This window comes from Acinetobacter sp. ANC_7635, assembly GCF_056779945.1.
In genome coordinates, this window is record NZ_JBWYIS010000006.1 from 1 (window position 1) to 11,013 (window position 11,013).

At 41.1% G+C, this 11,013-nt stretch carries 13 protein-coding genes; 11 read left to right on the top strand and 2 right to left on the bottom strand.

Features of this window, described 5'->3' with window-relative positions; all coding sequences use genetic code 11:
- The coding region (locus tag AC1M89_RS08170) for a hypothetical protein (RefSeq protein ID WP_481608987.1) at positions 1-453 on the top strand (453 nt) is incomplete at its 5' end.
- Between the two features lie 22 nt (positions 454-475).
- Here AC1M89_RS08170 and AC1M89_RS08175 read toward each other — a convergent pair.
- The gene (locus tag AC1M89_RS08175) at positions 476-1,411 is read right to left on the bottom strand and encodes an LpxL/LpxP family acyltransferase (RefSeq protein ID WP_092766717.1); all 936 of its coding nucleotides are present in this window, start codon (positions 1,409-1,411) and stop codon (positions 476-478) included.
- A gap of 235 nt (positions 1,412-1,646) precedes the next feature.
- Here AC1M89_RS08175 and AC1M89_RS08180 point away from each other — a divergent pair, with 235 nt between their 5' ends.
- From AC1M89_RS08180 to AC1M89_RS08200, 5 genes are all read left to right on the top strand, one after another.
- Positions 1,647-2,522, top strand: coding sequence for an urease accessory protein UreD (locus tag AC1M89_RS08180; RefSeq protein ID WP_481591583.1), 876 nt, complete (start codon positions 1,647-1,649; stop codon positions 2,520-2,522).
- 96 nt (positions 2,523-2,618) lie between these two features.
- Entirely contained in the window at positions 2,619-2,921 is a 303-nt protein-coding gene (ureA, locus tag AC1M89_RS08185; RefSeq protein ID WP_035270654.1) for an urease subunit gamma, read from the top strand.
- A 22-nt stretch (positions 2,922-2,943) separates the two neighbouring features.
- Positions 2,944-3,252 carry an urease subunit beta gene (locus AC1M89_RS08190; protein ID WP_035270651.1) on the top strand — a complete coding sequence of 103 codons (309 nt, stop codon included), beginning with the start codon at positions 2,944-2,946 and terminating at the stop codon, positions 3,250-3,252.
- A gap of 12 nt (positions 3,253-3,264) precedes the next feature.
- Entirely contained in the window at positions 3,265-4,965 is a 1,701-nt protein-coding gene (ureC, locus tag AC1M89_RS08195) for an urease subunit alpha (protein ID WP_481591582.1), read from the top strand.
- 243 nt (positions 4,966-5,208) lie between these two features.
- A complete protein-coding gene (locus AC1M89_RS08200; RefSeq protein WP_481591581.1) occupies positions 5,209-5,745 on the top strand; it encodes a GNAT family N-acetyltransferase in 537 nt (178 codons plus the stop codon).
- Positions 5,746-5,767: 22 nt separating this feature from the next.
- Here the strand turns inward: AC1M89_RS08200 and AC1M89_RS08205 are convergent, their stop codons facing one another.
- On the bottom strand, positions 5,768-6,241 hold the full coding sequence (locus AC1M89_RS08205; RefSeq protein WP_481591580.1) for a nucleotide triphosphate diphosphatase NUDT15: 474 nt from the start codon (positions 6,239-6,241) through the stop codon (positions 5,768-5,770).
- 332 nt (positions 6,242-6,573) lie between these two features.
- Between AC1M89_RS08205 and AC1M89_RS08210 the strand changes: the two genes are divergently transcribed.
- The 5 genes from AC1M89_RS08210 to AC1M89_RS08230 all read left to right on the top strand — a co-directional run bounded on the left by AC1M89_RS08210 (position 6,574) and on the right by AC1M89_RS08230 (position 11,006).
- Positions 6,574-7,458 (top strand): SphA family protein, encoded by an 885-nt coding sequence (locus AC1M89_RS08210; RefSeq protein ID WP_481591579.1) that lies wholly within the window; start codon positions 6,574-6,576, stop codon positions 7,456-7,458.
- Positions 7,459-7,503: 45 nt separating this feature from the next.
- The gene (locus AC1M89_RS08215; RefSeq protein WP_225530670.1) at positions 7,504-8,838 is read left to right on the top strand and encodes an acetamidase/formamidase family protein; all 1,335 of its coding nucleotides are present in this window, start codon (positions 7,504-7,506) and stop codon (positions 8,836-8,838) included.
- A gap of 110 nt (positions 8,839-8,948) precedes the next feature.
- Entirely contained in the window at positions 8,949-10,151 is a 1,203-nt protein-coding gene (locus AC1M89_RS08220) for an aromatic ring-hydroxylating oxygenase subunit alpha (RefSeq protein ID WP_481587618.1), read from the top strand.
- 11 nt (positions 10,152-10,162) lie between these two features.
- Positions 10,163-10,516: a hypothetical protein gene (locus AC1M89_RS08225; protein ID WP_481587617.1), complete on the top strand. Its 354-nt coding sequence runs from the start codon at positions 10,163-10,165 to the stop codon at positions 10,514-10,516.
- A 13-nt stretch (positions 10,517-10,529) separates the two neighbouring features.
- On the top strand, positions 10,530-11,006 hold the full coding sequence (locus AC1M89_RS08230; protein ID WP_481587616.1) for a nuclear transport factor 2 family protein: 477 nt from the start codon (positions 10,530-10,532) through the stop codon (positions 11,004-11,006).
- The last annotated feature ends 7 nt before the right edge of the window (positions 11,007-11,013 follow it).

An 11,013-nucleotide genomic window follows, 5' to 3' on the forward strand; every position in this document is an offset into this window, starting at 1 on the left:
GAAGCTAAAGAAGCTAAAGAAGCTAAAGAAGCTAAAGAAGCTAAAGAAGCTAAAGAAGCTAAAGAAGCTAAAGAAGCTAAAGAAGCTAAAGCACAGTCTTTTGCTCAAAAAGTAACGCCTGAACCAGCAGCCTATCAATGTTTTGCTGAGCAATGTCCAAGGGTGGATTTAAAAGAGATTCAAATTGATCTCAACGGAAAAGTACCAAAATTTATAACCCCTGTTGCTGTCGGGGAAATTCATGCAAATCAATGGACTCGTTTAGGTACGGAGTTCAATGTAAATTGGACAGATCAGAATCAAAATAAAACTTCAGAAAAGCTGATATTAAATGTCTTGGACATGCAGCATATGACTTTAAAAGATGAGTTAGGTCGTATCAACCGCTATAAGATGGTAGAGGCGAAAAAGCCTGATACTGATAAAAATTCAGATGTATTAGAAACACAATAAAAAAGCGGCTCAGCCGCTTTTTTTAATAAATTTTTTCAAAACCTTCCGGACGTGTTTTAAATCTACGGTGGAACCACATATATTGGGTTGGTGCTAAACGAAGTTGATTTTCAATAATCAAATTTGTTCGTGTCGCGTCTGCAATTTCATCTTCACTTGGCATATTGTCTAACGCAGGTTCAATCAAAATATGATATTTCGGATTTGTAATATCATCTTTACGGTAGAAGTAAAGTGGAATCGCGGCAGCTTTGGTCATTTTTAATATACGGCGATGTGCAGTTACAGTGGCTGCGGGTACACCAAAAAAGGGTGCCATAACGCCTTGTTTAAGACCAAAATCTTGGTCGGGACTATACCAAATAGGTCGTCCTTCTTTTAAATGACGGATTAATCCACGCATATCATCATGGTCGATTTGATTGGTATAAATCGTGGCACGACAACGGTAAATCAGCATATCTAGCAATGGATTATTTTGCGGACGATATACGACATCTGGATCAAAATACTGGGCACAGACATATCCACCTGCATCGAGTAGGGTAGAGTGTGTACCAAGTAGTAAAGCCCCACGCCCTTCAGCTTGCGCTTGTTGAATATGTTCTAAACCTTCAATCGTTACACGATCTTTAAACCATTTGGGACAATACCAAGCATTCAGTGTTTCAAAAACACCGACCATTTGATCAATAAAGACTTGGCGAGCATTTTCATAACGAAGTTCGGGCATCCATTCAGGAAAGCAGACTTCTAAATTTCTTAAAGTTGTTTCACGACGTGAACGCAAGTATTTGAAAGCTACATTTCCCATCAGATAAGCTAAACGATGCTGAATTGCCCAAGGTAATATCGCAAGGAGCATCAGAAATATAATACCAATCCAAATGCCCCAATATTTTGGCATTAAGAAAGACCACTGGAACTCTCCCGGTTGGTAGTTTTTCTGCTTACTCATATTTAAACTTGATAACAATTTAAGGTAATTCACTATATTAGCACGAACTGTTTTTTTTCGGCGAAGGCAACAATCGGATTCTTTAGAAAAACGTTCTTAGATTTTTCACATGAATTACTCATCAATAACAACATTAAGTGCCTAAAAACCTTTAACCAAAATTAGCTTGAGCAAACTTGGTGCAATTTTTGCAGAACATTTACTGAAAATGATATGAATACGAAGATGACCGTGAATGAATCAAGTATTGTTCAATGAGCCAGTCAAAAATGCACAGTATTGGTTTGCTAAATTAGAGTTAGGTTTTACCAAAGATTCAAATCGCACAATTTTGGCGCATCGTAAGCACTTTGGACCTGTTCGCGTGCAAAAGATGCTGTGGCCTGAAAAAACAGGAGTATGTCATGCCATTATTGTTCATCCACCTGCTGGAATTGCTGGTGGAGATCATCTTACCTTTGAAATAAAAATAGATCAGGATTCGCATGCTTTGGTTACCACACCTGGCGCAGGGAAGTGGTACAAAACCAATCTTAAACAAGCATTTCAACATATTCATATTCATGTCCAAGATGAGGCGATTTTCGAATGGCTTCCTCAAGAGACGATGCTCTTTAATGGTGCGAATGCAAATTCAGAAACAATCGTACATTTGGACGCTGCTGCCAGTTTTATCGGTTGGGATATGTTGGTGATTGGACGGCAAGCACGACATGAAACTTTCTCACAGGGTGCTTACCAAAATAAATTTCAGCTTTATCAAAATCAGAAAATATTGGTTGCAGACTGTTTAAATTTTAAAGGCAATGATCGTTGGTTAAAGTCTTGTTTAGGGATGAACGCTCATGCAGTGATGGCCAGTTTTTGGGCAGTGCCTCCAGAACAATACCGGTCAAATTTCTATCTTGATCAACATATTGATCAAATTCGTGAATTAATCATGCGTATGAATATTAACGTCACATTGACGTTACTCGATTACGTCGTGACAGCACGTTATCTCGGAAATGATGTACGTGAGTGTCATGATGCATTTGCTGCAATTCGTGCAAAGCTTCGTCGTTATTGGTTTGATCTTGATGAAGAGTTCCCAAGAATTTGGCGCACATAAATTTATTCTTGTCATAGCAACATAGTTAAGTTGTTTTAACACAAATATTTGAGCACACATCTTGCATCAATATTTAAAGATAGTGAGGAAAGCATTATGGAACTAACACCTACAGAAAAAGACAAAATGCTGATTTTTACTGCGGGGCTTGTAGCGGAAAGACGGAAGGCCCGTGGTTTAAAGCTGAATTATCCAGAAGCAGTGGCTTATATTTCTGCCGCACTATTAGAAGGTGCACGTGATGGAATGAGTGTGAGTGACCTCATGCATTTTGGAACAACATTGCTAAAACGGGATGAAGTAATGGAAGGCGTGGCTGAAATGATCGCAGAGGTCCAAGTGGAAGCGACATTTCCTGATGGTTCAAAACTGGTCACTGTACATCAACCGATTGTGTGATGTCTGAGAGGAAAAATTAAATATGATTCCAGGTGAAATCATTACGTCCGATACAGACATTGAAATGAATGTCGGACGGGCAACGCTCAAAATGACGGTAGCAAATGCAGGGGATCGACCGATTCAGGTTGGGTCACATTATCACTTTGCTGAAGCGAATGATGCGTTGCAGTTTGATCGTGAGTTGGCACGAGGATATCGACTGAATATTGCTGCAGGTACAGCGGTGCGTTTTGAGCCAGGACAGAGTCGAGATATTGAACTTGTTGCACTCGCAGGTAAGCGTGAGGTGTATGGCTTTGCGGGTCGTGTTATGGGTAAGTTGGATTAAGGGAAAATAATAATGAAAATGTCACGCCGTGCTTATGCGGAAATGTTTGGTCCAACGGTAGGTGATCGAGTTCGTCTCGCGGATACTGAGCTGTTTATTGAAGTTGAGCAAGACCTCACTACCTATGGTGAGGAAGTGAAGTTTGGCGGTGGTAAAGTGATTCGTGATGGCATGGGACAATCACAACTGTTGGCTGAAGATGTTGCGGATACGGTCATTACCAATGCGCTGATTGTGGATTGGTGGGGTATTGTCAAAGCTGATGTCGGTTTAAAGAGCGGTCGCATTTGGAAAATTGGGAAAGCGGGAAATCCAGATATTCAGCCCGATATCACCATTCCACTTGGTGCAGCGACGGAAGTGATCGCTGGTGAAGGACAGATTCTCACCGCAGGCGGTGTCGATACGCATATTCATTGGATTTGCCCGCAGCAAGTTGAAACCGCACTGATGTCCGGTGTGACCACCATGATTGGTGGTGGTACAGGCCCTGCGGCAGGGACTTCTGCAACAACAGTGACACCGGGGCCTTGGCATATTGGGACAATGCTTCAAGCCATAGATGATTTACCGATGAATATTGGTCTACTCGGTAAGGGAAACCTAAGTCAGCCCGACCCAATTCGTGAGCAAATTCGTGCAGGTGTGGTCGGTTTAAAGCTACATGAAGATTGGGGTTCAACCCCTGCAGCGATTGATACGTGTCTGACCGTTGCCGATGAGTTTGATGTCCAAGTGGCGATTCATACCGATACCTTAAATGAAAGTGGTTTCTTGGAAGAAACCCTCGCTGCATTTAAAAATCGTACCATTCACACCTACCATACCGAAGGAGCAGGCGGTGGACATGCCCCTGATATTTTAAAAGCCATTGGTCAGCCGAATGTGTTGCCATCTTCCACCAATCCAACTCGTCCTTATACCATCAATACCATTGATGAGCATTTGGATATGCTGATGGTTTGTCACCATTTAGACCCTGCGATTTCTGAAGATGTGGCTTTTGCGGAAAGTCGTATTCGCCGTGAAACCATTGCTGCAGAAGATATTTTGCAGGACTTAGGTGCCATTGCCATGATGTCATCAGACTCGCAAGCGATGGGGCGTGTCGGTGAAGTGGTGATTCGTACGTGGCAAACCGCGCATAAAATGAAAGTGCAGCGTGGACCTTTAGAGGGTGACAATGCGACACATGATAATAATCGTGTAAAACGTTATATCGCTAAATATACAATTAACCCTGCAATTACGCATGGTTTAAGCCATGAAATTGGTTCGGTGGAAGTAGGTAAACTTGCTGACTTGGTACTGTGGAAGCCTGCATTTTTTGGGGTAAAACCGTCGATGATTATTAAAGGTGGCATGATTGCAGCTGCGCCGATGGGAGATATTAACGCTTCGATTCCAACACCACAGCCTGTGCATTATCGTCCGATGTTTGGGGCAAATGCGCGCGGTGTGCATAACACCTGTATTACGTTCTTGTCACAAGTCGCGATTGAAGCAGGCGTGCATGAAAAATTGGGTCTGAAAAAGTTGATCAGTCCATGTAAAGGTACACGCGATATTCAGAAGAAAGATATGAAACTGAATACCTACTGTCCTGTGATGGAGGTTGATCCTGAAATTTATGAAGTGCGAGCCGATGGGAAATTGCTAACCTGTGAGCCTGCGGAAGTATTGCCGATGGCACAGCGGTATTTCTTGTTTTAAAGTTGTCTCTAGAAAAGATAATTACTGTGATAGGTGATAAAGTCTTATGTAATTAATAAGACTTTATCATTAGATAGAATTCATCGATTTATTTTAAATACATAAAAATTTCAGCGGAATAAACGCGTTTGCTAAAAGAAATTAAACACTGAATTAAAATATATAAATTTTAAATTTAATCGATATTAGAAGTTTTCCAAGCACAAAAAATATTAAATTTAATAGATTCATAGAGGTACTCTAATGATTGAAACTGAGAGACTAATATTAAGACAATGGAAGGAAGCAGATTACTCATCTTTTATAAAAATGGGTTTAGATCCAGATGTTATGAAATATTTTCATGAAGTTTTGACCCCACAACAGAGTATTGAGATGGCGGAAAAAATTTATGAGTTAATTGAACGAAACGGGTGGGGCTTTTGGGCTGTAGAGTTGAAAGATACTAGTGAGTTTATTGGTTTTATTGGATTGCACAATCAACCAGTGTTATTCGAATTTTCTCCATGTGTTGAAATTGGATGGCGGTTATTAAAAAGATATTGGGGAATGGGGTACGCAACAGAAGGTGCAAGAGCTGCATTGATATATGCTTTTGAAGAGCTTAATTTAAATAAAGTAGTTGCATTTACAGCTTTGACAAATAAGCCTTCAGAAGCAGTTATGAAAAGGCTAGGTATGACCGAAGTTAAGCAATTCAAGCATCCAGAATTACCTACAGGGCATATTCTTGAAAATCATATTTTATATGAAATAAATAAAGATACCTTTATAAAATAATTTTGAAATTAATTTATTAAAACTAATCTTTCTTAGACAAGGAATATACAGACCATTTTTTATCTTGAAATTGTTTGAGCCAATGTCTAATCATGACTTCAGTTTCAGAAAAAAGTGGTTGTGGAAGCTCATCAATGCTAAACCATTCCCAACGCTCAAAAATCTCAGGTTCTGTCACGCAAATTTGAGTTTTTAAACGTTCATCTAAAAGTTGATAAATCGTTCCGAACGTAATCTTCACCGCCTCAGCATTTTGATCAATGATCGTATTTAAGGGTTGAATAGACTCAATATATTGACTCAGATCTAAAGCAGTTTCCTCTAACAATTCGCGTACTGCAGCATCCTCAACTGATTCATGCGCATCCATTTTTCCACCTGGAAAACACCATGAGGCAGGTTCATCATTTTTGTTTCTATAACCCAATAGAACTTTTTGACGTTGATCAATCAACATGATGCCCACGCCGATGATTGGGTTACTTTTAATATTCATGATTGTGCACATCTAGCTGCTCTGTGTTCTACAAAGTACAACAGCGATATGACAACGCTAACTTTCAAATGTTTCAAAACATGTAATTTAAATAAAAAAGCATTCACATTTATAGGGGATTTTACCTATCACTATAGTAAAGAAAACCTATTTTATTTCTCTAAAACCTCTATACCGGTGAGAAAAAATCAATATTTCTACAAGATAATCCCTTAATTCAACATAGATTCATCCTTATATTTCCCTGCCTCCTTTCAAGACTAGATTAAGACATGCGCTAGACGATTTAGAACATCGCCAGCAAGGAATTTAGCAACGAGGGGGATGCGGTAATGGTAAGGAAATATCTAACTTCTGTGGCATTGACCACATGTCTTTTCAGTAGCGCAAGTTTAGCGCTTGCCGCTGAAAATGGCGGAAGTGCTTATCCAGATGGGACAGAGAGTTTTTTTGGTGGAGCAATGCCGCCACCTGGGATGTATCTCGTCAGTTATAACCAATACTACAACGCAGATAAATTTAAAAATGATCATCCAGTATTTGATGATTTTAAAATTGATACTTTTGCCACAGTTGCTCGTGGTGTCTATGTCAGTGACAAAACATTTTTAGGCGCGACATGGGGCATGCATGCATTCCTTGTATATGCCAATGCAGATCTTACATTAGGTGGTCGTCAAGATGATCACATGGCAATGGGTGATCTCATTATCGATCCATTCTTATTGGGTTGGCATAAAGGGGATTGGCATGTGGCGACAGGTGTCGACTTTTATATTCCAGTTGGCTCTTACAACAAAAATAGACTCGCAAATATTGGACGTAATTATTACACCATTCAACCGATTATCTCGACCACATACTTAAATAAACAAGGTATCGAAGTCAGTACCAAGTGGATGTATGACATCAATTTCGAGAATAAAGATACCAAATACGAGTCGGGTAATGCTTTGCATGTCGATTACTTAGTCGCGAAACACATGGGACCTTTGGCGGTTGGTGTTGGTGGTTACGTACATCGTCAGCTTGAAGGTGACTCAGGTGAAGGTGCTGTTTTAGGTGATTTTAAAGCTAAAGCAGCCAGCGTAGGACCACAGGTTCGCTATCAATTCCCTAAAGGGTATGCAATCGCAGCGAAATATCAAAAAGAATTTGATGTTGAAAACCGACCAGAAGGTCAGAAGTTCGCAATTGATATCACCATTCCATTTTAAAACATTGTTACCCAAACATTAGAGCAAGCATATAGAGGTAAGGCCATGAAAATTGAGAATCAAGAATATGCAGCAGGCAGTGCTGGAGCTGTCGATTATTTAGTGGTGAATGAGTTTTCAGGCGGTATTGTGGGACCAAGCCAACGTATGCTGGGACCTTTAAAAAATGGTGGAACGTTAAAAACAGGCACACCGCCTGGCTGTTGGGGTCCAATGATTACACCTGCATTCCAAGGTGGTCATGAAGTGACACTCCCTGTCTTTATTGAAGGTGCAGAGGTAGGTGATGCTGTCGCTTTAAAGATTAAGGATATGCATGTCACTTCTACAGCAACCTCATCGGGTGTGATGCAATTTGTTGAAGGGCGTTATAAAGGCGATCCGTTTGTTGCGAAATACTGTGAAGCATGTGGTACAGAGCAACCGGCAAGTTATGTAGAAGGAATTGGTGAAGATGCGATTCACTGTAAAAACTGTGGGGCAGAAGTCAGTGCTTTTCGCTTTTCACATGGTTATGTGATTGTGTTGGATGAAGAAAACAAAGTGAGCTTGACGGTCAATCAAGAGATTGCCAACAAGTTAGCAGGCAATGCCAATGAGCTTTCTGCACTGCCTGAACATGCAGCGCAACATTCAATCTTGTCGCTTGCACGTGCTGATATGCCTGGGGTTGCTGCGCATATGCGTCCATTCCTCGGAAATATTGGTACGACACCTTCACGTGACTTACCAGACTCTCACAACTGCCACGACTTTGGTCAGTATTTGATTGATGCACCGCATAAATTCGGAATGACTGAAGAAGAACTTATCGCAGCCAAAACAGACGGTCACATGGATACCAATTCGATTCGTCCAGGCTGTATTTTGATTTGTCCTGTGAAAGTACCAGGTGCAGGTGTCTACATGGGAGATATGCATGCGCAACAAGGCAATGGTGAAATTGCAGGGCATGCCACGGACGTTTCAGGCGAAACAGAATTACAAGTGGAAGTGATTAAAGGTTTAACAATTGACGGCCCAATTTTACTTCAAGCACCAGATGACTTACCACCAATGGCACGTCCATTTACCAAGGAAGAGCGTGAAAAAGTGAAAGCATTAGGTGCGCGTTGGGGACAAACTGAGATTGAGGAAAGTGGTCCAATCACATTTATGGGAACAGGTAAGAACCTCAATGATGCAACGGACAATGCTTTAAATCGAGCGGCAAAAGTCACAGGTTTAAGTGTGGATGAGGTTATGAACCGTTGCACCATCACAGGCTCTATCGAAATCAGCCGTTTACCAGGAATGGTACGTGCAACCTTCTTATGCCCAATGCCAATTTTAGAAAAATTGGGGATCGCAAACTTAGTTCGCGAACATTACCAACTTTAATTCATCACGTGAACGGCGGTTGATTCAGATGATTCAAACGCTGTTCGCAAATAAGCATGAAATTTACTGAACTTAAAACTTAGAAACGAGAACTTGAACAGGAATGTCATATGAACAGTAATGCAAAACTCCGTTGGGGCGATTTATATCCAGAACTTGGTATTGAGCCGATTCCAACCGAACCATGTATTTCGCCAGAGATCTATCAAGAGGAAATTGAAAAAGTTTTCTCAAAAGTTTGGCTGAAAGTGGGGCGTGTAGAAGAAATACCAAAGAAAGGCGACTACAAAGTTAAACGCTTAGATTTTGCTAAAACCTCAGTCATTTTAATGCACGGTAAAGATGGTGAAATTCGTGGGTTTCATAATATTTGTTCACACCGTGGCAATAAAGTTGTGGTGGAGACTGGCAATGAAACTTTTGGTTCAAATAAAGCTGCAGTCGTGACTTGCCGTTTCCATGGCTGGGTTTACGATGCTAAAGGTGATTTGGTTAGTGTACCTGAAGAAGAAAAATTCACTTCTTGTTTTGATAAAGGTCATAACGGTCTTGCACCTATTCGTACCCAAGTTTGGGAAGGTTTTATTTTCATCAATTTGGATAATGATGGCACTCAATCGGTAGAAGAATTCTTAGGTGGTATGGGACAGCATTTAGGCGGTTATCCATTCCATGAAATGGAAGAATGCTTTGCCTATAACACAGTTCTGAACTGTAACTGGAAAGTCGCTCATGACGCATTTGCTGAAGCGTATCACGTGGCGACCATTCATGCAGGCTCTTTCCCGAATGTATTCGCATCAGGTTTACAAGAAGTGCAATTGTTTGGTGATCATCGTACTTGCGCTGTGTGCTTAACCAAAAACGCCAATCCAAAACCAGCGGCTGCATTGTCAGGTGAGATCACTGGCGCATCATTGGTGAATCACTATGAACGTGTTCAGCTACCTAAATCAGTCAATCCAAATGATCGTGATGACTTCTCGTTTGAATTATCTGTCATTTTCCCGAATATCTTGGTGCATGTGACTGAAGGTGTATGGTTCACCCATCAGTTCTGGCCGGTCGGTCATAACCAAACCCGTTGGGAGGGTCGCTATTACCTGCCTAAAGCGAAAACCTATTCAGAGCGTTGGGCGCAAGAGTTTGCACAAGTATTACAACGTAATGCGTGGTTAGAAGATACTGCCACCATGGAAGATACCCAAGAAGCACTTGAGTCTCGAGCGAAAAAAGTGATGCATCTACAAGACGAAGAAATCCTGATTCGTCACGGTTACCACGTTCTTGAACAATACCTGAATCGCGCATAAGGAGAATGCACATGTCAAACATCATTTCACAATTGCCAGCTGACTTTTCAAGCTTAGAACCTTATGTCGCGAAATGGGCTTTAGGGACATCGAAACAACGTCATGCAGCACGCTTAAATTCGACTACAGCTGAATTGCAAGCTTTTTACGATGCTATTTTGCCTGAAATGCGCAAGCTCCTTGCAGCACTTGACCAATACGCTTTAGGTACCTTGCCTGAAGAGCTGCACAAGTTGTACTGGTTAAGCCTGAGTTTTGCCGAAGTTGCTCCACATATTGAACTTTATAAAGGTTCAGTAGGTGTGCCATACGCCTTTGAAGAAAAGCGTTTCGTTTATGAAACTGGTGATGTAGTTAACGTTTAAAAGGATCTCGAAGATGAGCCAGCACAATCTAGAACAGCGTTTGCACTATCTGGAGACCTGCGAGGCGATTCGTAGCCTGATCGGTCGTTATGCAACAGCGGCTGATCAGCGCAACAATTCAGCCATTTTACAGCATGTATTTCATGAGGATGCCATATGGTGTGCAAATGGTTTTGGAGAATATCAAGGACGCCAAAATATCTTGAATGCATTGTCAGAGATTGCAGAAGCACAAGTGCTTTGGAGCTTACATATCATGGCGATGCCAGATATTGAAGTCATTGATCAAAATCATGCAAACGCGTCATGGATGCTTTGGGAAGTCTGTAATCTGGCAGATTCATCAACACAACAAAACCAACCAACAACCTGTTGTTTAGGTGGTTTTTATAAAACGGAAGTACGTCGGAATCAATGGGGTGAATGGAAATTTGATCGTGTCGAACTGAATCTGACCTTCAATCAACCTTATCCGAACACAGCAATATAGGCACTGT